Origin of the sequence: Rhizobium sp. S163 (assembly GCF_030380805.1) — a bacterium.
Taxonomy (GTDB): Bacteria; Pseudomonadota; Alphaproteobacteria; order Rhizobiales; family Rhizobiaceae; genus Rhizobium.
Genome location: NZ_JAUDSA010000037.1, coordinates 152,265 through 175,407, shown reverse-complemented (window position 1 = coordinate 175,407; position 23,143 = coordinate 152,265). Strand labels below are relative to the sequence as shown.

Below are 23,143 nucleotides of genomic sequence, written 5' to 3'. Positions count from 1 at the left end.
GATGGCTGGCATAACGCATGAACATTCCTGTCTTCGTTCGAAGCGGTCTGGTCTTGCCCCTTCGTTCAGGCCGCCATCTCTTCCGGAGTCACTGAACCCCTTGATCTTGAGTCATTTGCCGTTGCGCTGCACTTATCGCGGTCTCGAGCGTAACAAACGCCTTGGCGTCAAACTCCAGCCGAATTGAACTGCCGCCGGCAAGCCGGGCGCACAAAGCAGCCCATCCCGGTAGTGCTGGATCAAATTCGACGGCTTCAATTTCGGTAATCACCGCACTGATGTCGGCTTCGTCGGTTGGTATGTCCTGCATGCGGTCCTTGTCTCAGAGGTTCTCCATTTTTCGATAGATGGAGTACGGGGGGAGAAAAGCTAGCTTCGGTTGGCGACTAGCGGGGCGCCGAGTTAGGACACCCCTGCCATTGTCTGTCGTTTGGGAACCAAGCGAGTTTCAAATGGCTTCCGGAAAAACCAGTAATCCTCCCACAGACACGAGTTCTTCATAGAGAGCCAAAGAAGAGTGACGAGTTGAGCCTCCCGCGCCGCATCTTGAAAGATTGGTCGCCATAATCCAACGCAAGTCGAAGGTCGCCCCGCGGCTTGAGGCGGCTCTCGAGCATGCTGGAGCGACCGTCTTCATCGCGACTTGAACGTGGGAAACCGTGGAGCTAAGGAAGAAATACGACGCCCAGTTCGTCGTGTTCGACAGCCCAAACACCAACGGAGAGGCGAACGAGCCTGCTGTTGTAGGCGCGGGCCTAATGGCGGACGTCGTGGCGGCCGCCATGTATAGCTAGCAGAATTGAACACGATCGCTGCGTCCTGATTGATTACTTACCAAAAGCCAGATGGGTAACTTTCGGCCTAAATAACTCTTCTGCCTGCTGCGGCTTCCCGAAGAAATAGCCTTGCCCCGTTTCGCATCCGAGCCGTTGCAGGGTTTCGACCTCAGGCTTGCCCTCCACTCCTTCCGCCACGACACCAAGCTTCAGTCCATGCGCCAGCGAAACGACAGCTTTGACAATCTCCAGAACTCCATCATCGGCGTTCATGATCCGCACGAAAGACTGGTCGATTTTCAACTTATCCAGAGGAAGGGAGGCCAGGTAGCTCATTGACGAGTAGCCCGTGCCGAAATCGTCAAGTGCTATGGAAATTCCTGCCTCTCTCAACCTGCGCATTTTCTCGATAGTTGGTCCGCCTTGCTCCAAAAACGTGGACTCGGTCAACTCAAGGCAAAGACGCGACGCAGCCAAACCGGAAACGGCTAGAGCTTCGTGAACAATCTCCTCAACGTCGGACTGAGCGAACTGAATAGGGGATACGTTAACGGCCACCGTGGTGTCCCCTGGCCAATCGGCTGCCGTTTTGCATGCTTCGATCAGTGCCCAGCGGCCCATTTCGCATATAAGCCCTGTGGACTCCGCGATCGGGATGAATTCGACTGGCGAGATCAAACCAAACTCCGGATGCTGCCACCTGATGAGAGCCTCAGCGCCGATCAGCCGGCCACTGGCAAGCTCGATTTGTGGCTGGTACAGCAAGAAGAATTGGCTTTGTAAGAGTGCCTCTCTCATGTCAGTTTCCAGACGCCTCGCTCGCGCTTGGCGGACGGCCGAAGCGGGATCATATTGAGCCCATCGGCGGCCAGGCACAGAGCGAACCAAATCCAGCGCGGACTCGGCCTCCCTGACGCGGTTTTCAGCACTGTCATCAGCGGCCTGCGCAACACCAACCCGAATACCGACCGGGACCGAGGTGAACCCGACGGCAATTGGAGCCTCAAACAGATCAAGGAGCCTCAAAGCGACAACTTCCGCCTCTTGGAGGTCCAGGGAACTCAACGCGACTGCAAAAACATCTCCCGCCAATCGGGCGATGGGGCTCTCGCCGAACTCTGAACGCAGGCGGGTGGCTATAGCCCTCAGTACATCGTCGCCTGTGTCCCGGCCGAGGGTCGCGCAGACGCCAGAAAATCGCTCGACGTCAAGCACCGCAATTCGGTCGGTCTCCTTGGACACATCAAGGCGGGCTGCGAACTCGCGACGATTGAGAAGGCCAGTGAGCTCATCGTGCTCCGCTAGGTATCGCAGCCGATCATGGTAAAGTCTACGAGCTGTAACGTCTCTTAAGATCAGGCAGCCAGCAAAGCCGGCATCACGCTGGATAGCGTCAGTTCGCTCGTTAGGCGAGATCGTTATGACTGCCTCGAAATGAACAATCTTTTCGCCGACCTGCGTCGAGAACTCCATAGTCGTCGAATGAATTTTCGAAGGATCGGCGCACTGTCTGGCTATGAGGACTTGTACAGCTTCAACAATGTGGGGATCGGCATCGGCGGAAAGATCTTTACCGACCGTTGTATTGAATAACTGCCTGGCGGAATGGCTGGCTTCCATAATTTTGAGACGACTGTCAAACGCGATGACACCGTCGGAACTATCTTGAATGACTCGTTCCATCAACCGACGGGTATTTCTCCTCTCGACGTTTGCGACGACGATGAGCATTTGCCCGAAATCGAGCCGTTCATTGAGGAACATCAGAAATGAAAGGAGCAAGATCAGCCAGGGTACGGCGGTTCCAATGATGAAACCGAATTCCGCTTGAAGAAGAAATGCGCCGATCTCGATCGCAACCCCTGACGCTCCCGTTAGAATTGCCAAGCTTGCGATGCCGATCGAGCGCCAGGTCAGTGCGACTACAATCAGCACCGCGGAAAAAAGCAACTCAAGGGGCATTTGGTTGAAAGTGCGGAGGTCTCTATGCTGCAACAAGGTTTCCGCTGCAAGAATATGGATCATTGGACCAGCCAATGCGCCATAAATCGGAACAGGGAAGATGTCCTTCAGTTCAGTGGCTGAGGCTCCGACTACAATCGACCGCCTTCTTAGCGCATCGGCGCCCACATGGCCGTTGAGCACGTCGGACAAAGAGAACGTTGGGACGGTGTCCGGACGTATCGAAAAATCAATCAAAGACGTCCCGGTATGCCTGTCTGATTTCGCCAAAGTAGCCGCAGCAGATTGCGTAGAGACAGCATCGGATTCCTCTCCGAGCGAGAAGCGACGAACATTGCCATCCGGATCCAATGCAACATTCGCAAACACTGGCCATGACTTCTCGGCAAGCAAGCCAATCGGTTTGGTGATAGCGGTTTCAGAACCCTTAGCCGTGACTTGCTGGCGAAAAACTGGGAGAAGCACACTTCCACCAGCTCGGTCGAGACCTGCAGCAAGCTTGTCATCCTCCGACTTCTGTGAAGGTGTGCTGAAGTCAACGTCGATGAAAATGTCACCAGCGCCAGCAGCGGAAATCCGGTCGATTAGTTCGGCGTATACGCGACGTGGCCAAGGCCAGATACCTATAGCGTCCAAGCTCTTTTTATCAATGGCTATGAACGCGATCGTCCGGGAGGCACTGCGGGTAGCCATTTGAAATCGCTTCGCGACGAAGTTGTCGTTCCAATTCTGCACCATAAAGATACCGGGCGCGACCAACGGCAATGCTATCATGGTGGCAATCAGAGCAAGTCGAAGGACAACAGACCCAGATCTACTACCTAGCGACCTCCAAAGTGCCTTGGATTTGGCAATCACTTGTTGTTGCCCCTGCCGCCGTTCCCATTGCCATTATTTCCATTCCCGCTTGCGCCCCCGTTACCATTTCCGTTCCCGTTATTCCCGTTACCATTTCCACCACCGTTGTTGCCGTTGCCGCCGTTCCCACCGTTCCCGTTCCCCTTGCCGCCGCCACTGTTGCCATTCCCGTTGCCGCCGCCGCTGTTGCCGTTGCCACCACTACCGTTGCCGCCGCCACTGCCGTTCCCGCTTGCACCGCCGTTTCCGTTTCCGTTCCCGTTATTCCCGTTGCCGTTTCCACCACCATTGTTGCCATTGCCATTGCCACTGCCTTTGCCGCTAGAACCGTTAGCGTTTCCATTGCTGCCTTTTCCACTTGCGTTGTGGCTTTCGCTATTAGACGCAGCCTCACCTGCAGAAGCGCGGGCATCGGTCGCGGGCCCTTCGCTGAGGTTCACTTGCCCTATTGCGGGTATGCGCGCAGCCGAACGCGGCACACTGACAATGGATGGTTCGACTTGCCCTGACACAGACATTCCTTGCTTGCGATCGACAGTCGCACGCTGGCGCGGGCCAACGTTAGAGCGTTGACCGCTCGCGAATGAGGTGACTTCAACGAGTCCCCGATCCACCGAAACAGACGCCTTAGTCTTGCCGACCGTGACGTGAAAGATTGTTCCCTTAACTACGGCAGCTAGAAAAGGTGTCTGAACAGTCGTGTGGGGCTGACTTCTCTTTTCAATCTCGAGGTCAATGGAGCCGACCTGCTGAAGAATCTCGGTCTTGCGGGAAAAAAAGCCAGACGTTGTGATGGAAGCGAGTGTGCTCGGTTGCAACGAGATCATTTCGGCGTCTCTCGTAAGCTGCACCCGCCCCCGAGGTCCAGTCGCCAGCCATGCTTTGTTTGGAATCACATCCCCAACATGGACATCGGACCAAATCTTCCGATCGAGGGTCAACTTGACCTGATTTGTCGTTTTCGCGACATGCCAGTCGTCGTCGGCAGCTTGTGCACCACTGGAAACACACACAAATACCAGGAAAAGAAGCCTAAAAACGAATGACATTGCCCTGCCCCCTAAATTGATAGGGATATAAAGGCACGCTTCAGTTAAGAATGATTTTAAAGTGAGCTCCGGACCTAAGTCTGGTGCGCCAGCGTACACAGGCGTCGATTATCCGCGTTTTTGTAACAGCGTGGCTAAATGCTCCAAAAGCGGCTTAGTGAGGATGAAAAACCAGACCGTGGGCGGACAATTCAAATTCTGCGCTGCCGACCAAGCCGTGAGTAATAGGCCGGTGCTGACTGATCCTTCTTCCATGAAGGCGCGCCCCAGGTTCGAGGTCCAAAGCGCGATGATCAGCCAGCTGAGACATTATCCATACACATAGTGAAAATGCAATTGATGTGGTTTCAGACTAAGAAATGTTCTCACAGTGTTTGTCACGACCATACGGGCACTGCTTCGTCAAACTCTCTCGTAATTGGTGAAAACAATCGATAACGCGAGTTGGAGTTTCCCGATTGCCAACCGGCGAAGACAGGAGCGGTCAGGTGCCGCCGGACTCGTTGGCCAACATGATATCGTCTCAAGACGAACCCCGGGAAAACTGGCATTAGACAGTCTCATAAATGAGCGCGGCGATGATGATGCCAGCGCCCGCAAAATAGTCACAGCCGATAATGCCGCTGCGAGTAACAGGTACTTATTGGCTCGTCTCCGGCGGGTCCCGACGGCGTGATCCAACGCCGTCGGGCACTGCCTGCTAGGCATCAATGATGTAGACGATGGTCAGCGCATGCGGATCGACAATGACGATCCGGCCATCCGCAAGCAGGAAGAAACGGTAGCCTTCGTACGCCGGCACAATCTTTACAATTCTCGGCGGCAGCTGCTCGAGGTGAACCTTCTTCGGGATCCTCGTGCCGACGGAAATGGTGAAGTTTACCTCCCTGACCGGGGCGACGTGAACTTCCTTGATGACCTGGTGGATCTCGGTCCGCTGCTCCACCGTGACATTGACGTTGGTCTTGTTGTTGGTGGTCGTGTTGCTTACGGTCGCGTCGGTTGAATTCTTGTTGGTTGTCGCTGCGTTCTGATCCGTCGATTGCCTCGACGTGCCGCCGACTTTGGTTTGGGTCTCGGATGGGTTGGAACCCTGCATGCCGCTCTTTGAGCCTGCGGCTGCGTCGCCCGTCCCGGGCTCGGGTTTCTGTTCAGTGCTCGCACCGCCAGAGGTATCCTGCGATCCGGACCTGGCTTTCATCTCCGTCGATGTCTTGCCGGAGTCGCTTCCATCGGATGCTGAGCCATCGCTCGACGGCCGCATGGATTTCTTCTGCATGCCTGAGCCTTCACCGTCCGTCCGCTGCTTCTGGGCCTTCCCCCGCGGGCAAGCGCCCGTAGCATCATGGGTGCAATCGGTGCCAGAGGTGCTGGAGCCGGACTGTGACTGGTCAGCCTGCGAACTCGACCCGGTACCGGTCGGGCTTGTTCCAAATTGTGTTTCGGTCTGTGATCCCGATTTTGGCTTCGTGTCACTTTGAGCGCCGGCAGGCATGGTCGCGAGCGGCGAAACGCTGAGAGAGAGTGCAGCTAGGAGAGCGGCAATGTGGTGCTTCTTCATCATAGTCTCCAACATCTGACTCCAACATCTGGGCGCGACATGACATCCCGCATAGCGATGCGGTGGATGTCGGCCCATCATTAATGATTGACGGCGATTGCCGTCCAAGGTTCAGACCTTACGGTCGTTACTGGACGACCTGGATTACCTTACGGGTCGAGGGTTCAACGATGACCCGCTCGTCGTTGACGATCGCATAGGCGAAGCCAGTTTTATCCGGGATTGGTGTGACGACGACGGTTTCGGGGAGCGCCTCACCAACCACAATCTTCTCCTTGACAACAACCTGGGTTGTCGGCGCCGGAGCTTTCTGGACGAAAGTTATGACCTTCTCCGGTGCCATCGCAGACTGTGCGAAGGCTCCACTCGCGGCCATCACTACCGGGGCTACAATGCCTGCTGTTCTGAGTTCCATGACGTTTCCTCCTTTTGAAGCGGCGTATTCCTCTGTGGATCAAACCGCCAATTGAGGCCTCTGTTCCATACCCTGGACTTCAGTCGAGGACACCGCCGGACCTAAGTCGCAGGCAGCGAAAACGCCGGTCCTAATGACCCGAAAAACGGCTCAACATTCGATCGTGGACGTTCTCGAACCCGACGACCATCGCAGCAATCGCTATCGCTTTGTCACGATGGGTCGCATGCGATATGTAACCCTCCAATACCGCGACAGGACCAATCATCTGGACCGTAATCGCACTACTGTCCATATCAGGGTCGGCGGACAGTGCTGCTTGGATCGTTGCGATCGTGGAAGCAGAACTATGGCCTTGCGAGCAGCATTCTTCGTGTGTGAAGCTATCGGAACCAAACTTCATAACGGCACTCCTTCCCGGTCCTCGCTGTGGCGAACCAATCGGTGAATGCAAAACTAATCTCGCTGCAGCCCCTTTGGTTCCGCTGGTAAGACTTAGGTCCCTCCTTGTCGACGCCGACAGGCGTACAGTCTTTCCGACGGTCGGATCGTAGATCGGCTGGGCCTTAAGAAACTATTTCCGAGCTGCAGGTCGACGCCCTGCCGCGCACGCCCTATGGGGGGCGGTCCAGAATGCGGCGGACCAGGGCCAGAAACCTACGAGTTCATGGCCACAGCCGGCCGGTATCGCGTCGTCATGATCGCGAGACCGGCTGTCACTGCCGCAAGACCGGATCCCCATCCCTGCTTTGCAAAACCAAGGACACTGGACGCAGGGACCGGCCCCAAGGGTGGTGAGTAATGAGACGGGGGAAACGGTGAGTGTAGGAACAGGAAGCCGGCCGGAAGCGTCCCTCCAACATAAGGGCGTAGAGCCCGCTCCTTGGCCGTTTCGAGGCTCGAGGGTCGAGCTTTCGATCGGCTGCCTATCAATCGTGAGCCCGCCGGCAATTTTCATGCGCTGACCGCCAACTGCCGCCCCGGTCTTAATGAGCGGGCCAAAGCCGCCTGGGCAAAGTTTGCGCGAAGGTAGCCTTTCGCAAATCGCTCAGAGACAGCTTCGGTCTCAGGCCGGCAAACGAACACCATCTAGCCGACGTGAACTAGGCGATTAATGCGTACGACACGCCAGAGACCGGCCGTCCCCGGACCTAAGTCCGATATGCGGAACAAACAGAGCGCAATCGCCTTTTCCATCCACCAAATGAGAGAAGGAGAATTGAAATGAAACGCATTATCCTTGCGGCAGCAATGACCTGCATGGCTGCTTCGGCATATGCCGATGGCGCGGTCACCGGAGCCGTTGGCGGCGCTGCGACGGGTGCGATCGTTGGTGGTCCCGTCGGGGCCGGTGTCGGCGCGATCGTCGGTGGCGTTGCTGGAGCCGCGATTGATCCTCCGCCGGCCGAAGTCGTTACCTACGTACAGCAGGCGCCGGTCCCGGAACAGCCGGTAGTTGTTCAGGAGCGGGTCAAGGTCGGCGTAGTGCTGCCCTCTGATGTCGTCGTGACGCCGGTTCCTGAAAATCCGCAGTATGGTTACGTCATAATGGGTCAGGAGCGCGTCATCGTCGAACCACAGACCCGCAAGGTGGTCCAGGTCATTCAGTAGTGGCATTCGGCCCGGAAGCAGTACCTCTGGCCGAATGATCGCAGGCGCCGGTTTACCCCGGCGCCTGTTACCTTTTTTACAGATGCCGTCATCCAACGCCGCTGCTATGCGGAGCGCTTGTTGTTGATGCTCTCACCTGGGGGTGGATGCCCGCCAGGCGAAGGAGCGCCTCGCACGGTCGCTGGTAGCGCTCCGGCCCGATCAGGATCCGACTGGGGTACAACTTCAATTTCAAACGTCTCGGCGATGGGGACATCGTTTTTCCTGGTGCCTTTCGCGGAAACTGAGAGAGGGTGCGACCCGCAGATCTGTGACTAGAAGCCAGAATCAAAGACCATCACTCTGTCACGGTTCAACAAGGGAGAGTGATGAGATGGAAGTCATAGACATTTGCATGCCGGAGACATCGACCGAAGCAGCACTGCTCGACGAAATGCACCGGTTGCGGGCGAAGGTTTTCCAGGGACGGCTCGGCTGGGATGTCGCGTGTCAGGATGGCCGCGAGTTCGATCAGTTCGACGACTGCGGACCGACCTATATCCTGGTCCTCGACGAACGGGCAGGGGTCGTTGGGTCGGTCCGCCTGCTTCCAATGAGTGGTCCGAACATGTTGATGGGCGCGTTTCGTCAATTGCTGGAGGAGGGGCAGCTTGCCACCAATCCGACGATGATCGAAAGCTCAAGATTCTGTGTCGACACGTCCACGCAATCGAGCCAGCGTGGAGCAACGCACGAGGCTACATTTTGCCTGCTTGCCGGCATTATTGAATGGTGTCTACGAAACGGCTGGACGGACCTGGTGACGGCCACCGACGTTCGCATGGAGCGCCTGCTGCGGCAGCGTGGTTGGCCGATCACAAGACTGGGAGAACCCTGTCTGATAAACGAGACAAACAGCGTAGCCGGTCGCCTTGCGATCAACCGCGATACGTTCGACCTGTTGCGGCCAATGTCTTACCGTTCAAGACTCTCGCCAACCACCCGCAAAGCTGCATAGCCTAGATAGATGGTTCGCCCACGTTGTGGCGAGCCATCAAGAGCCGAGAACAGGGCACACGCGAAATCAGACCAGACGCATTGACGTCGCGACGCACAGTGCCTCCTGCAGGTTCCTGACGCCCAACTTTGCTCTGACATTATCGAGGTCGAACCTGACAGTATGGTAAGAATGCCCGGTGATCGACGAGATTTCATGCATTGGCATTCCAGTCGACGCCCACCGCACACAGAGTGCTTCGCGATCGGTCAGACCGGGTTTGCGCATCATGGTCGGGTGCGAGGAATTTCTAAAGCGGTGATGCAGGAAGGCCACCGCAGTCGCAGCCAGGGCAATGTCGGAGGCCACGACATCATGTAGCGGTCCTTTCGATGACGTCGCAAATGTCAGCATGGCGACCTGGCCGTATCCTGTTGTGATCGGGATTGTCAGGCCGTTCCGGATCCCAAAGTCCGACGCCTGGTCCCAGAAACCTCGCTGGTCGGCGTTCGCGATTTTTCGTTCGGAATCGACAGACCATCTGAATATCTGCATCAAGCGCTTTCCCATGGTGACTATAGGATCAACGATCATGTACGAGCGATCGAAGTAGAGTGACTGCCATTCGGGTGCGTAGTTCGAGATCGCAAAATTTTGAGCGGTTGCCGCGCGCAGGCTGAGATAGGCAAAACTATCATATCCGTTGCGCTTGGCGACGCGCCCGATGGCCTTTTGAAGTGCGGGCTCAGACCCGATCGAGAAGGCGCAGTCGATAACACTTGCAAGTAGGGTCCGTGAACTCATCCCATCTCTCTCCCAAGTTAGGACACGGTGACAGGACACCGTCGAGCGAGCTGGAAAGACATTGCCAGCGAACGCAGTTCGACCATGCCATTGATAACTTCCCCGGCTAAATATATTAATTTTGATATGAATATCGTCGCCTAGCAGGAGCTTCAACACGCGCGCAAGGCCGCAACAAAACTTAACAAATTCAGGGTCGAAGTCTGCCTAGTCTGATATGACGTCGACGACCAGTATGTATCCGCCAAGCCGGACCGTCTTGAGCAGTGTCGGACTATCACTGTGCGGTTCGAGCTTTTGCCTCAACCGGCTGACATGTACATCGATCGTGCGGGTGACCGGGCCTGCAAGCCCGGTGTGCGTGAGCGAAAGGAGCTCTTCACGCGTCATGACGCGGCCAGGGTTTCGACAGAAGGTCAACATCAGATCGAACTCCGCTGAGGTGAGATCGATGGTTGTTCCCTTCAGGTCTCGCAGGACCCGCTCTCGAGGGTGAAGGACAAAGGTGCCAAAACGAATGACCCTCGGGTCCACACGATGACTGAGCGCATAGGCGGCGCGGCGCAACAGCGCCCTGATCCGTGCCTGACATTGCGACACGGCCAGAGAGGCGGAAAAACAGTCGTCAACTCCAATATCGAATGCCGTTTCGATCATATCGTCCCGGTCGCCTGGAAGAATGACGATCAGTGGAATGTCGCTCGTTGCGCGAACTTGCTCGCACAGTTGAAGGCCGGCCTCGGCGTCGCCTGACGCAACGATGATGACGAGGTCAACACGCGCCGAGATCAGCAGGCGTCTGAGCTTGAGGAGTGAGGACACCTGGATAGCATCCAGTGCCATGGCTCGAATGGCCGAGGCCAGAACGTCATCTGGTGCTGAGCTTTCCGCGGATAGCAGGGCGACACCGACCTGCGGGCCGGCGCTTGAAGAGGCGTCATCCAATATGGCTTCCAGTCGGTGCACGCGCCGGTCACAGCGATCGGCGCTGTACCTATAGTTGCACTCATGGCGACTGGCGCCAACTCTCAGATTTGATAGTAATGGAGCGGCATTGCCTGCCTATCTGTGGCGCACGCCGCCCTCACGTTCTTCGAGTGCCAGTATCTTGGCTTGCCGGCTACCTGGGCAGCCTAGCTTCGACAGGCGGCACCCGGCACATGAAGAGGGCCTGAATTTTCCATTCTCGGTGCCTGAGACATCGTGCGAGAAGAGGAGTTCGGTTGGGTCTGAGCTTTTGCACATCGTTGATCTCTCCGTCATCTGGTCTGCAAACGGAAAGTGCGCCGACCGGTGCTCGAACACCAATCGAGATAGGCGTGTATTCATCTGGGCACGCTATCAGTCTGACGGCCGCGTCGTTCGAGGTTCTCACGACTGAGAGCGAGGCGATGGGCCGCGATCGTCACTCATCATCTCGGCACTGCCTTTTTCACCACTGACCTGGACGCAATCGGTCGGCAACGACGGCCAGCCTAATCGGAGGACCTTCTTGATTGTTGCTGGTTGTCCGATCGGACGCCAATGCTACCGGGACATCCACCCGACAACCATCGTCGGGAGAAAGCCCCCAAACCCGAACTGATCTCGAATACCTGTGCCCAACTCAATGTGGTCAGTTCGCCCAAAGGGGCTCTTTGGCCTGGTCCCAAACGGACAGGAAGCAGGCGATGACATCCCGTATTCCGACAGTTTGTGTCTTCACAGGTGCACGACATCTGGAACTGGTCCGGGGCGACGCGCAGGAAAGCGTCTAGTTGCGCCGACCGCCTTTCGTGGCATCGATACAATTCTTAATCCTCCGGTTGCAGAGAGCGATTGAACCGCATTCGACGTCGTGAGATCGTCCGGCCATCTGTTCAACACGTGAGCCCATACCAACCATGCGACCGACAATAATTATCGGATCGCGGGACCCTGGCGTATTTTCAGCAGTCGTCCAGGTTCTCGAGCGATCGGGCCTAGCCACGGTCTTTCGTCGAACCGCGCCAGAAACCGTAGCCGCCGTGAGACGGCTTGATGTCGACGGCGTGCTGATAGACGCGCGACTACCTGCTTCTGTGACGGCCTGCAGGGAAATTCGCGACAGCCGAACCTCAAGCCGCCTTCAGCTGGTTGTCGTAGTCTCGCGGCTGGGCAGCAGCCAGCGTCGAACCTATCAAAACGCCGGTGCCAACCGCGTGTTTGCCGCGTCCAGTGCTGCGCGCCAGATCGCGTTTTCGTTGGCTCCAGAACGGCGACAGGTGCAGCTTTCCTATGGCGGAATTTCGCTCGATCCCGCTCTTTGGCGCGTCTGGCACGACGGCGCAATGATTGAGCTTCCTCGCATCGAATTCCTTATCTTGGATCTTTTCTTGCGTCATCCAGGCCGTGTGTTTTCGAGGCGTGAGATCATCGCCAGATGCTGGCCAAGCGATGTCTTCGTGGACCCGCGAACTGTCAATGTTCACATCGCTACACTGCGCAGGCTGCTCGGACCGGGGTTTCACGGCAATCCGATCCGCTCGGTGCGTAGTCTCGGTTACGGGCTGGCCGGTTCCCAAGATGGAGGTGAAGCGTGATGATCAAGCAAAGGCTGGACACGGTGATCGTCAACGGGCGTATCGTCACGGGAGACGGTGTAACCGAGATTGAGACCGGAAACGTTCTGATCGGCGGCCAAGCGATCGTGGACGTTATCGCGGGCGTGATCGATCGTCCCACGAATGCGCAGGTCATCGACGCCACGGGTTGTACGATCCTGCCGGGTATCATGAACGGTCATGCCCATGGATGTGCCGTCGGACCTACCATGCCAAGCGGGTCCCGGCCTTTTGCGCCAAGTGATATCGAATACCATCTCAACCGCCATCTCCTCTCGGGCACGACTACCCTTCTCAATGTGTGCGGGCTTGCACTGATGGATGAGATCGCGATGACACCCAATGATCATCCGCTCGAGGTGGCGGTCTCGACAGCTCATACCCCCGCCAATCTCGCAGCCGCAATCGCGATTGATGGTGCCGGCCTGGGTGGACGCCACCACAAGATGACGATCGAAGCCATGATCAAGGCCGGTGCTAAGGCTCTGGGCGAGGCAGGGGGTGGCCAGACGCTGGGTGGTGGCGCTCAGGATTACCGCTTCATTCCTGACGCTATCCACGAAGCCACGGCCATCCGCATCCATCCAAATCTTGCACGCGCGCTGAAAGAGGCAGTTGTTGGCCGCAAGCTCGACCATCCCATTGCGGACCTCACGGCGGTCGACCATCTCTTGCAGGGTTCGGTGCTTCGTTCTGTGATCGACGCTCCAGCGCTAGCTGATCTCGTGCGCGCCACGGTCATGCCACCCGTATCGCTTTCGTTGCAGGGTCTCGTAGAGATCGCTGAAGCCTCCAGTCGCTTTGGGTTGCCGGCGATATTCCACAATGCGACGCCGACGGCAGATACGCTGATGAGCCTGACTGTCACTCATCCTAAGGCGCGAATGATTGCGGCTCACAGCAATCATCCGTCATTCGAGCCTGAAGAATGTGTCTCTGTCGCGCGAGCGCTGCGCTCAAGTGGGGTAACCATCGACGTGTCGACACTTGATTGCATTTCCACGCGCTGGCGCAATCAGCCGACGAACCTCGATCGTCTCGTCTCAGAAGGACTTGTCGATACATTATCAACGGATTTTGCCGGCGGAGACTGGGACTCAATCCTGGAAGCAATCAATCGAATGGTCCGGCTCGGCCAATCGAGCCTCGCCCAGGCCGTTGCCCTCGCCACCGGCAACGTCGCTAGCGCCCTGCCGGAACTAGCCTCGGACAGAGGACTGATTGCGTCTGGACGGCTTGCCGATATCGCGATCGTTGAAGGGCACAATCTGTCAAGGGTAAGACATGTGATCAAGAAAGGCAGGGTCGTCGTATGCAACGGCGCCATCTGCGACCGTTTTCAACGGCGCCAGCAGCGTCGATCGATATGAACGCGCGGTAACGAAATTCAGCCTGGAAATTGCCGCCGACGATCCTGTCGACGATCACAACTGAATTTCAGCCGTGATGAATTTCCTGTCCTCGGGTTTCAATTTCCATCTCGATTACGAGGCGGAGCTTGCTTCACACCCGAGGTTCGCCGGCGATGCGACTTCGGCAACCAACGTCATGATGAGTTTTCCGTTGATCGAAGGCGGTGCCCGCAGTTTCCTAGACAAACTAGCGCAAAAAAGCGTCAACAATCTCATGAGCTTTGCCTAGACACTCCTTTCGACATGCCAACGCAGCAGCCGTCCTCCAGATTACGTGATGGAACACGAGGGGTGGACCAACGTTTCCACTTGCCAACAGAAGGAGGACTGAAAATGGAAGATCGTGAGCAGCAACAGCGCGAACGAGCGTACAGGATTTGGGAGGAAGAAGGCCGGCAGGAAGGCCGGGATCTCGATCATTGGCATCGCGCAGCAGAACAAGGCCAAGACAACGACAGCGAGGCCGCGGACGTCACCCAAGCCAATCAGGACGCAAACGATGCGTTCAATGGCCAAAAGGGTGGCCGAGCGGAGCCCGACATGCGCCCGCCATCGATATCGAGCGCTGACTGATGGGACAGAATCTCGGTGCAGGCTCTTTGACGAACTTGCACCGAGTTGTCATCTCGATCGACACGCTATTTCACAAAATCGACTTCGACGCCTGGTTTGACCATGCTCGCGAGTTCTTCGACGTCCCAGTTCGTCAACCTGACGCAACCATGCGATCCAGCCTTGTCGATCTTGTTGGGTTCTGGCGTTCCGTGGATGCCATAGGTAGGCTCTGACAGATCGATCCACACACTACCGACTGGATTGTTCGGTCCGCTCGGGAGAGTGAGCTTTCGGTTGTTCTTGCCTTGCTGAAAATTGACTTTGGGGTTGTATTCGTACTTCGGGCTGCGAGCGACACCATTTATCTTGTGGCGGCCTTCAGGGGACGGGTTGTCTTCGCTGCCAATCGTCGCCGGGTATGCAGCAATGATTGATCCGTCCTCGGCAAATGCGATAACTTCGCCCGAGCCTCTGCGCGCCTCAATTCGCTTCACCGCACCCGCCCGCGGTGCACCTATGATAGCAACGGCAATCGTTTCACCGGATGCGAATCTCGATCCTGGGTTCAGCGTCCGCAGCAGGTCGATATCCATGTGAAACCGCTCTGCAAGCTTCTCCTCGACGCTGGTGTAGCCGAGATGTTGCATCTTAGCTTGTTGAGCATAATCCTCTGGGATGGTCTCGACCAGATTTGCGAGATCGTCTGGCTCGATTGTGTATGGACCGATGACCTGCTGGCGGTCATCCAGGCGCATGACCACCTCTTTGTCGAGCTTGCCGTCTACCGGCAGTCCCTGCATGCTTTCGAAAGCCGCGATTGCTTTTTTCATGTTGCCGCCGTCCAGACCATCGATGACACCGGGGGACGCGCCTGCTCGGTCAAACAGAACCTGAATGCGGATTATCGCAGGGTTTGGTAGTGGGTCGGCCTCCGCCGGACGACCGGTCTCCAATAGACTGACGTCCGAACTATTGATGATGTCCGGGGTCAGCTCCTGCGCATTAGCGCTGTTGAAGAACGGAAGGATGGCTAAGTAGCTGAGTGCAAGCATTTTTTTCATGCCAGTGAAAGCACGAGATAGGCGTTTTGTTCCCTGCGAGCTCGGAGCCGAGCTGGTATGGCGTACTAGGACGATCTTTCACTAACGCCAGTTATGAGACCAAGTGAAGAAAACGCGGTGTCCACGGCCCTGAGAAGAACCTCGCGGGATGCTGGTTTCAGTACCCACTGACCTCCTCGAGCATCATGTCGCTCGATCGTCGTCACATAGTCGTGGGCGTAGACGATGAACGGTACGCTTTTCGATCGCAGAAGCTCGAATACTTCCCGACAGCGTCCGTCGGCCAACTGAGGATCGACGATCGCAAGTGCCGGAGTATGTGTGGCAAGCCATGTCATCGCGTACGTGCAGTTTCCGCCAACGTGGACGTCGATGAACCCAGCCTGGCGAAGACAGTGTTCGACTTCGTGCGCTATCAGGAGGTCGTTTTCCAAGAGAAGGACGCGTGTCTTATTTTCCATGGCATTGCCGATCGAGCTCGCGTCACACGCGTGAGCTTGGTGAACGCGTTTTTGGATAGGGCTGAACCTCAGCTAAGTGCTCGCAGAGTTTTCTGCTAACTCTCAATTGGATTCTGTGGGGTGCAGCCTATGATGTTCAACCCGCCACGACCGAACTGGTTCCACTCGGGTTCGGAACATTGAAGGTAAAATACGATGAGGCTGGACCCCAATATGACGCTTGCGTTTCGTGCCGGGCATGCATGCCGGCGCCGTCATGGGCCGTGAAACCATGGGCCAAGTCGTCGAGGCTGGCCGAGGTAATTTGAAGCTCACGGTAGGCGACCGCATCGTGGTCCCGTTCACGATGTCCTGCGGCGAATGCCGGCAGTACAAGTGGGGCCAGCTTTCACTCTGCGAGCGATCCAACCCGAACGGTGCGGAATAGGTCAAGGAGGTCGGCCACCAGCGGCGGCGTGAAATCTGTTATGAAGAAGCCCATGGCTATGGATCGACTACGACCGGCAGCACGATGGACCATGACATGAGCGATGGCTGCAGCGCGGAGGCGTGACCATCTGGCGCGGTTCCTTCCCAACCCGGTGGCTGCTGGAGAGAAGCAGCGGAGGTATGCGACGCCGTTATGAGAGCATGTTTGAACGGGGAGTGAGCGCGACGGTTTCTTGCCGAAAAATGGTGCCTCCGGCCGTCGTCAAGCCACCGGACGAACGCTCGACCCTTCACGCCTAAGGAAGTCGACGAAACCGCGCATTCCTGCTCCAAGGTGGCGATGCCGCGGATAGTAGAGGCACAGGCCCGGGTAGGGCGGCGTCCAGTCCGCCAATACCTGCGTGAGCCGTCCATCGGCTAACGCGTCCTCGGCCATCCATCGCGTGACGTAGGCTAGGCCGCAGCCGTCCAGAGCTGCGGCCAGAAGTAGTCTAGATTGATCGACCACAAGATTGCCAGTCGTCGCCACGACGAAGTCCTCGCCGCGACGCTGGAATTCCCAACGATAGATGGTCCCGCCCGCCATGCGAAGCTGAATACATTGATGGAGTGCGAGGTCCGACGGGGTGTCGATAACCGGCGAACTTCCTAGATAACCTGGCGACCCCACCACGATGTGCTGCTGGTCCGAGCCGATCGGGACTGCGATCATGTCGCCGGGGACGAGTTCGGCCGGCCGGACGCCGCAGTCGAACCCTTCTTCCGCAATGTCGACCAGTCTTCCCTCCGAACGGAGTTCGAAGCGCATTGCCGGCTGAATTCTCATGAAGCGGGTCAACAAAGGCATCAGCACTTGTTCGGCCGCATTTGCTTCGCAATTGATCCGCACGAGTCCTGACGGCGATGCGGCCTGTTCGTGAAGCTCCTCGACCGCCAGGCCTATCTCTCCGATCGCGGGCAAGAGTCGCTCAGCGAGCCGTCGACCCAGATCGGTTAGCGAGACGTTGCGCGTCGACCGGTGGAAGAGCCTCACTCTCAAACGTCTCTCTAGCGCAGCGACCGCGTGGCTCAATGCGGACGCTGTCTGGTCCAGCGTCCTCGCGGCAGCGCGGAAACCTCCGTGTTCAGCGACGGCAAGGAACGCCGCCAGCTCGCCGGGCGGTAGCGAACTCACTGTACGAATTATCTCATCAGTGCGTGTGGTATTCGTCATCTAGTTCACAAATGCCACGTGCTTATCTTCTGGACAAGCCAAATGTCTGAAGGACCATGACAATGACATCACCTATCCCGTTTGGAGCCTCGTCGACCGCCGTGGAAGTACTAAACGGAGTCGATCTTACCGGGCGGAACGTCATCGTGACAGGAGGAGCAGGAGGTATCGGGCTTGAGACAAGCCGTGTGCTTGCCGCAGCTGGGGCAGCCGTTACGATCGCGACACGCCGCCCGTACGATGCGGAGAGGACCGCCGCAGAGTTGAACCAAGCAATGCCCAAGGCTCGCCTGCGGGTTCGCCACCTCGACCTTGCGGATCTGTCGTCCGTCCAAGCATTCGTCGAAAGCTGGAACGAGCCACTGCACATCCTCGTCAACAACGCGGGCGTCATGGCCATTCCCGAACTGCGACGGACTGCGGAAGGGCGGGAGATGCAGTTCGCAACGAATTATCTGGGCCACTTCGCGCTCTCGCTCGGCCTACGAGCTCACCTCGCGAAGGCCAACGGGAGCCGCATCGTTAATGTCGCATCGACCGGCAACCTGTTCGCGCCGGTGTTTTGGGACGACCCGGATTTCCACTTCATTCCCTACGATCCGCTGCTTGCCTATGCACAGTCGAAAACGGCTTGTATCCTTATGTCGGTCGGTTTCGCGAGGCAGTGGGCCAGCGACGGCATCACGTCGAACGCTCTCAATCCCGGAGCGATCGCTACCGGACTACAGAAGCACACCGGTGGTCTGAGGACACCCGAGCATCTGCGTAAGACTGTTGCGCAGGGGGCGGCGACGTCAGCACTTCTAGCGGGCTCGCCGCTTTTGGAGGCCGTTTCCGGCAGATACTTCGACGATTGCCAGGAGCCCCCGGTGGTCGACGAGCGCGGATCGGCACCCTTCAGCGGTGTGGCGCGGTATGCCGTTGACGAGGAGAATGCAGCCCGCCTGTGGATGATGGCTACGCAGCGAATGTTAGCCGTTAGGAGTTGACGCTCAATGCCCCGTCGCCATGTTGGGCGACAGGGCGTCAAAGGCTGCCTGTGATGGTCGTTGTCTTTGCCGGTAGGCTAACCTCGCGCCGAGCCGGTTGAGAGCACTCATCGCGGCGATCGCAATCAGATCAACGAGGTCCGTCGGCTCGAAAGCGGCCGCAGCGAACGCGCGCCTCGTTAGATGCCTTGGTCTGGTCGACGTTCGTTACCCTCTCGATCGAGGTTCAGGTGATCAGGACTGGTACTCGCACTCATCGTAGGCTTAGGGCTTGCGAGCAGTCGTCAAGACGGTGTCGTCGGTGTCGACGACGAAGACGGCGAGTAGTTTGGCAGGCTCGGTCTTGCTGGCATTGGCGCTGACGTCGTGGTGGTCGCCCGGCATCTCGGTGAAGTTCTGGCCGGCGACGAACGTTGTTGCCTCACCGCCGTTCACCGCACTGAGAATCGCGCCTTCAAGCACGGTCGCATAAATCAGGGCGGACTTCGCATGAGTATGAGCGGAACTGTAGCCACCGGGGCCGTACTCGACGAGGACGCCCTTGACGCTCTTGCCTGGAACATCGGGGAGGGGATGTTCGTAAACCAGGGTCACTTTTGCGTCTTTCGTATCGTATGCAAGACCTGGCTTCGTGACGTCATGAGCGGAGGCTGCCGTCAACGAAACCGCAAGCGCCATAGCCGTGTGGAGGATGGTTCTCATGGTATTTCTCCGTCTCCTTATGCCTGAAGCCATTCGGCGATCGTGATCCGTCCCTCGATGTAGTCTCCGCCGGGCACCAGCGAACCGGTCACCACTGGAGCGCCGAAATAATCGACGGCGGCGTCGGAGCTGACCGGGCTGTGATCGCCCTTGGCCTCGAGGTAGGTCCGGACGAAGGATTCGAACGAGCCGCGTCCGGGTCCGGCAAGATCGATTGTTCCGTTCTTCGGCTCACCCAGCGCGACTGCGACGAGAGCGCCCGCGACGTCGGCGGCGGCGATTGGCTGAAAGTCTATGTCTGGCACTTTGACCTTACCGTCGGTGGCGTAGGCACCAGCGAGCGTTTCGAGGAACTCGTGGAACTGCGTAGCGCGGACGATAGTGTAGGCCTGGGAAGACGCGGCGACGGTCTCTTCCTGTGCCAGCTTGCCGGCCATGTATGGGTTAGCAGCAAGTCCGTCGGCGTTGACGATGGAGAGGACGACGTGATGACGGACGCCAGCGGTCTGTTCGGCTCCCGTCAGGTTGCGGCTCGACGTTGCAAAGAAATCGACAAGTGCGTCTTTATCGAAGGACATCATGTTCGATACGTCGATGACGGCGTCTGCGCCTGTCACAGTGTCTTCAAGCCCTTCCCCCGTATACGCGTTGATGCCGTTGCGCGAACTTGCGACGACGGCCTCGTGGCCGGCATCCTGCAACATCTTCACGGCCTTTGAGCCGATCAAGCCTGTGCCGCCGATGACGACGACCTTCTTCATCTGTGTCATGTGACTTCTCCTATGACGTAGCGCGATTGCCCGTCTTGCGTTCGTGGAGTTCGAGGAAAGCGCATCCGCGGGCGGCGATACTGCCGTCGTCGTGTGCACCGAGGTCCGCCAAAAGGTCCGCGACGGACACCTTGGCGAGTTCTTCGCGATAGGCTTTTTCGGCCTTCAGCATCGCGGCGTTGATCTGGCAGGGTTTGTTGAAGTAGCGCTGCGGCAAAGGGTTTGGCCCCCGTTGGCGGATCTCCGCGCAGCGGAAAGCGGGCGCCGGTCCTTCGACCGCGAGGACGATGTCGAGGAGGCTGATGTCCTTTGACGCCTTGGCCAGCCGATATCCACCCTTTGGGCCTGGCGTGGTTGCAACGATCCCCGCACCAGATAGCGCCTGCAAGTGCTTGAGAAGATAGCTCGTCGAAACGCCGTGCAGTTCCGCAAGGGCCGCCGCCGACAGCACGCCGTCTTCCGATAGGCCTGCCAGGAATGCGGTGCAGTGGATCGCCTGCTCGACGCCTTCGCTCAGTTTCATTTTGCATCTCCTAATCGTGGATATAAAATGTCCATGAATGTGATCGATGTCAATCCCAGATCTCGGGGACGGTTCGACAATCCAAATTTCAGTAATCCAGCTCCTCGCACCAACCCCGACGCTGGCATGTAGCGGAAACATGAAATGATGGTTCGACCAGGAAGGCCGGCCATGCGAGAACCCTACCAACACGCGCCTTCATGCGTGGTCAGGCATGATAACGCCGCTTGGCCGTTCAGGACCCTCCGCGTCCCTTTCTGATCGGCAAGTACCTGCGGGTACGACGGTTCAGCCAAGCGGCTAACCGGCGATGTAGCTGCGCCTTGGCGACTGTTTCGTCCGGCATCTTAGGACGATGCGCATTCCTACCAGCGATATTCAAGGCAGGTGGGTTAAGGTTTCCAGAAGGGCGCGGACCGCGGGGTTGGATCGCCGGCTTTGGGGCCAAACCGCTGTGATGTTGTTTCGGTCTACCGCGTATTGCGAAAGAACTGGGACAAGCGCTCCGCGCCTGACCCAGGCGTCCGCCATGAAGCTGGTTGCCATTCCGATACCGGCGCCTGCGGCAATCGTTGCGAGCACCGCTTCGCTGGCATCGACAACAATACCAGACCTTGGAGCAACCTCGATTTCCTTGTCGCCGATGCGGAATGCCCAACGGAACATCTGACCAGTGCTCTGGTAGCGAAGACTTACCGTTTCGTGTTCGTGCAACGTGTCGGGATGAGACGGCGCACCACGCTCTTCCAAATAGCTGGGCGAGGCGTAACAGCACAGTCGGTGTGGAGCGAGACGGCGTGAAAGAAGGCGTGAGTCTGGCAGATCTCCTATACGGACCGCTACGTCAATGCCATCCTCGATGAGATCGACCATGTGATCGCTCAGCCGCAGATCGACGGTTACTTTTGGATGCCGCTTGCGAAATTGCGCAAGCGCCGGAGCGATCACGTGCAGGCCAATTGGCAAAGAGGCGGCGATACGCAGCGGGCCTGCGGGGTCGCTACGAGCGGCTTTCGCCGCCTGTTCGATATCCTCGGCGTCCTGAAGAAGCCGAAGCGCGCGCTCATGCAGGTCGCGTCCTTCAGCCGTCAGCGTAATTGATCGCGTGGTGCGGGCAAACAGTGACACGCCCAACTGCCGCTCGAGACGCTGAATGCTCTTGCTGATCGCCGATGGCGAGATGGAGAGCGAGCGTGCAGCGGCCGTGTAACTTCCAAGCGAGCCGGCGCGCGCAAACGCAATGAGGCCTGTCAGTCGATCAAAGCCGATTTGTTCCGTCATGGCACTATTAAAGCGAATTATCCCCGCATTATCAACTAAGGGAAACGGCCATATCTTTGTCTCGAAGACGATTTTGAAGCGAGGCAATAGATGACCGAGATAATGAAAGCCGTACGACTGCACAGGTTCGGCGGTCCCGACGTTTTACAATATGAAGATGCGTCCCGCCCGACGATATCGTCAGACGAGGTCCTCGTCCGTGTCCACGCTGCAAGTCTCAATCCGCCGGATCTCTATCTGCGGGACGGCTACCGAGCCCTTCCGCCGGAGTGGCGACCGAGCTCAACATTTCCCCTCATCCTCGGCACCGATATGTCTGGCGTCGTGGCAGCGGTTGGGGAACGCGTGTCAGGATTTCGCGCAGGAGACGAGGCCTACGCGATGGTTCGCTTTCCTGAAGACCTGATGCACGGGAGCAGCGCATACGCGCAATATGTGAGCGTTCCCGCGTCGCAGTTGGCGCTCAAGCCTCTCGGTATCGACCATATTCAGGCGGCTGGTGCGCCGATGTCGCTTCTGACAGCATGGCAATTCCTCGTTGATCTCGGTCACGATGCGCCCAATCCGTTCCAGACCTTCAGGCACACCCCAGTCTCGCTTGATGGCAAGACGGTTCTGGTCAACGGGGCCGGGGGCGGAGTTGGACATCTTGCCGTCCAGATCGCCAAATGGAAAGGCGCAAAGGTCATTGCCGTCGCCTCCGATAAGCACGACGCTCTTTTGAGGGATTTGGGCGCTGACGTCTTTGTCGATTACTCAAAGGTCGCCGCAGAAACCGTGGTGAACGACGTCGACCTCGTGCTCGACGCCGTTGGCGGTGCGAACATGGAACGCTTTCTCGATGTCATCAGGCCGGGCGGCGCCCTGTTTCTCGTGAACCCGTTGGGCTTTGCCGGCCATACAAAGGCAGTCGAGCGGAAGATTACCGTGTCAACGACACAGGTTCGCTCGAACGGCGCTCAGTTGGCGGAGGCCGGCCGCCTGCTTGACGACGGAACTATCCGGGTGGTGATCGACAGTACCTATCCGTTGGCCGAGGCATCAGCCGCACATCAGCGTGCCTCAAGCGGCAGCATCCAAGGCAAGATCGTACTGCTTGTCTCTTGATGTTCATCCATGCATACAGCCGCCTGATCTGCCAGCTCCCGCGATC

General features: G+C 57.7%; 22 protein-coding genes and 2 pseudogenes. 9 read left to right on the top strand and 15 right to left on the bottom strand.

Annotated elements, in window-relative coordinates; all coding sequences use genetic code 11:
* Positions 1-88: 88 nt before the first annotated feature.
* From QTL96_RS27745 to QTL96_RS27720, 6 genes and pseudogenes are all read right to left on the bottom strand, one after another.
* Complete coding sequence (locus QTL96_RS27745) at positions 89-310, bottom strand: hypothetical protein (RefSeq protein ID WP_112821366.1); 222 nt, start codon at positions 308-310, stop codon at positions 89-91.
* Positions 311-827: 517 nt separating this feature from the next.
* On the bottom strand, positions 828-3,512 hold the full coding sequence (locus QTL96_RS27740) for an EAL domain-containing protein (protein ID WP_289729976.1): 2,685 nt from the start codon (positions 3,510-3,512) through the stop codon (positions 828-830).
* An 80-nt stretch (positions 3,513-3,592) separates the two neighbouring features.
* Positions 3,593-4,645 (bottom strand): FecR domain-containing protein, encoded by a 1,053-nt coding sequence (locus tag QTL96_RS27735; protein ID WP_289729975.1) that lies wholly within the window; start codon positions 4,643-4,645, stop codon positions 3,593-3,595.
* A 700-nt stretch (positions 4,646-5,345) separates the two neighbouring features.
* Positions 5,346-6,206 carry a DUF1236 domain-containing protein gene (locus tag QTL96_RS27730; RefSeq protein WP_289729974.1) on the bottom strand — a complete coding sequence of 287 codons (861 nt, stop codon included), beginning with the start codon at positions 6,204-6,206 and terminating at the stop codon, positions 5,346-5,348.
* 127 nt (positions 6,207-6,333) lie between these two features.
* Positions 6,334-6,573: pseudogene (locus QTL96_RS27725) on the bottom strand (DUF1236 domain-containing protein); the annotation flags it as partial.
* Positions 6,574-6,751: 178 nt separating this feature from the next.
* Positions 6,752-7,024, bottom strand: a complete 273-nt coding sequence (locus QTL96_RS27720) for a BON domain-containing protein (protein ID WP_037183757.1) — start codon at positions 7,022-7,024, stop codon at positions 6,752-6,754.
* A gap of 821 nt (positions 7,025-7,845) precedes the next feature.
* On the opposite strand from QTL96_RS27720, the gene QTL96_RS27715 reads away from it, so the two are divergent.
* Positions 7,846-8,232: a DUF1236 domain-containing protein gene (locus tag QTL96_RS27715; RefSeq protein WP_132669640.1), complete on the top strand. Its 387-nt coding sequence runs from the start codon at positions 7,846-7,848 to the stop codon at positions 8,230-8,232.
* Between the two features lie 373 nt (positions 8,233-8,605).
* The gene (locus QTL96_RS27710) at positions 8,606-9,229 is read left to right on the top strand and encodes an acyl-homoserine-lactone synthase (RefSeq protein ID WP_289729972.1); all 624 of its coding nucleotides are present in this window, start codon (positions 8,606-8,608) and stop codon (positions 9,227-9,229) included.
* Positions 9,230-9,295: 66 nt separating this feature from the next.
* Here the strand turns inward: QTL96_RS27710 and QTL96_RS27705 are convergent, their stop codons facing one another.
* From QTL96_RS27705 to QTL96_RS27695, 3 genes are all read right to left on the bottom strand, one after another.
* Positions 9,296-10,012 (bottom strand): autoinducer binding domain-containing protein, encoded by a 717-nt coding sequence (locus tag QTL96_RS27705; protein WP_132669709.1) that lies wholly within the window; start codon positions 10,010-10,012, stop codon positions 9,296-9,298.
* Positions 10,013-10,219: 207 nt separating this feature from the next.
* Positions 10,220-10,957: a response regulator transcription factor gene (locus QTL96_RS27700; RefSeq protein WP_289729971.1), complete on the bottom strand. Its 738-nt coding sequence runs from the start codon at positions 10,955-10,957 to the stop codon at positions 10,220-10,222.
* Positions 10,958-12,108: 1,151 nt separating this feature from the next.
* The gene (locus QTL96_RS27695) at positions 12,109-12,462 is read right to left on the bottom strand and encodes a hypothetical protein (RefSeq protein ID WP_289729970.1); all 354 of its coding nucleotides are present in this window, start codon (positions 12,460-12,462) and stop codon (positions 12,109-12,111) included.
* Between QTL96_RS27695 and QTL96_RS31325 the strand changes: the two genes are divergently transcribed.
* The 4 genes from QTL96_RS31325 (at position 12,367) to QTL96_RS27680 (ending at position 14,579) form a co-directional block, all read left to right on the top strand.
* Positions 12,367-12,573: a winged helix-turn-helix domain-containing protein gene (locus QTL96_RS31325; protein ID WP_354669160.1), complete on the top strand. Its 207-nt coding sequence runs from the start codon at positions 12,367-12,369 to the stop codon at positions 12,571-12,573. The genes QTL96_RS27695 and QTL96_RS31325 overlap by 96 nt on opposite strands.
* Positions 12,573-13,964, top strand: coding sequence for an amidohydrolase family protein (locus QTL96_RS27690; protein ID WP_289729969.1), 1,392 nt, complete (start codon positions 12,573-12,575; stop codon positions 13,962-13,964). The genes QTL96_RS31325 and QTL96_RS27690 overlap by 1 nt, the downstream gene beginning before the upstream one ends.
* 73 nt (positions 13,965-14,037) lie before the next feature.
* Positions 14,038-14,235: a hypothetical protein gene (locus QTL96_RS27685; RefSeq protein WP_289729968.1), complete on the top strand. Its 198-nt coding sequence runs from the start codon at positions 14,038-14,040 to the stop codon at positions 14,233-14,235.
* Between the two features lie 104 nt (positions 14,236-14,339).
* Positions 14,340-14,579, top strand: a complete 240-nt coding sequence (locus tag QTL96_RS27680; RefSeq protein ID WP_289729967.1) for a DUF2934 domain-containing protein — start codon at positions 14,340-14,342, stop codon at positions 14,577-14,579.
* A gap of 65 nt (positions 14,580-14,644) precedes the next feature.
* Here the strand turns inward: QTL96_RS27680 and QTL96_RS27675 are convergent, their stop codons facing one another.
* Positions 14,645-15,622, bottom strand: coding sequence for a L,D-transpeptidase (locus tag QTL96_RS27675; RefSeq protein WP_289729966.1), 978 nt, complete (start codon positions 15,620-15,622; stop codon positions 14,645-14,647).
* Between the two features lie 690 nt (positions 15,623-16,312).
* Between QTL96_RS27675 and QTL96_RS27670 the strand changes: the two are divergent.
* A pseudogene (locus QTL96_RS27670) lies at positions 16,313-16,507 on the top strand (alcohol dehydrogenase catalytic domain-containing protein); the annotation flags it as partial.
* Positions 16,508-16,774: 267 nt separating this feature from the next.
* Here QTL96_RS27670 and QTL96_RS27665 read toward each other — a convergent pair.
* Entirely contained in the window at positions 16,775-17,725 is a 951-nt protein-coding gene (locus QTL96_RS27665) for a LysR family transcriptional regulator (RefSeq protein ID WP_289729965.1), read from the bottom strand.
* 62 nt (positions 17,726-17,787) lie between these two features.
* On the opposite strand from QTL96_RS27665, the gene QTL96_RS27660 reads away from it, so the two are divergent.
* Positions 17,788-18,714, top strand: coding sequence for an SDR family NAD(P)-dependent oxidoreductase (locus QTL96_RS27660; protein WP_289729964.1), 927 nt, complete (start codon positions 17,788-17,790; stop codon positions 18,712-18,714).
* A gap of 264 nt (positions 18,715-18,978) precedes the next feature.
* Here QTL96_RS27660 and QTL96_RS27655 read toward each other — a convergent pair whose 3' ends face one another.
* The 4 genes from QTL96_RS27655 to QTL96_RS27640 all read right to left on the bottom strand — a co-directional run bounded on the left by QTL96_RS27655 (position 18,979) and on the right by QTL96_RS27640 (position 21,990).
* Positions 18,979-19,416, bottom strand: a complete 438-nt coding sequence (locus QTL96_RS27655; RefSeq protein ID WP_113198259.1) for a cupin domain-containing protein — start codon at positions 19,414-19,416, stop codon at positions 18,979-18,981.
* Positions 19,417-19,433: 17 nt separating this feature from the next.
* Positions 19,434-20,186: an SDR family oxidoreductase gene (locus QTL96_RS27650; protein ID WP_289729963.1), complete on the bottom strand. Its 753-nt coding sequence runs from the start codon at positions 20,184-20,186 to the stop codon at positions 19,434-19,436.
* Between the two features lie 10 nt (positions 20,187-20,196).
* Positions 20,197-20,709, bottom strand: coding sequence for an Rrf2 family transcriptional regulator (locus QTL96_RS27645; protein WP_113198261.1), 513 nt, complete (start codon positions 20,707-20,709; stop codon positions 20,197-20,199).
* Positions 20,710-21,087: 378 nt separating this feature from the next.
* A complete protein-coding gene (locus QTL96_RS27640; RefSeq protein ID WP_289730169.1) occupies positions 21,088-21,990 on the bottom strand; it encodes a LysR family transcriptional regulator in 903 nt (300 codons plus the stop codon).
* A gap of 90 nt (positions 21,991-22,080) precedes the next feature.
* Between QTL96_RS27640 and QTL96_RS27635 the strand changes: the two genes are divergently transcribed.
* A complete protein-coding gene (locus QTL96_RS27635; RefSeq protein WP_289729962.1) occupies positions 22,081-23,097 on the top strand; it encodes an NADP-dependent oxidoreductase in 1,017 nt (338 codons plus the stop codon).
* The last annotated feature ends 46 nt before the right edge of the window (positions 23,098-23,143 follow it).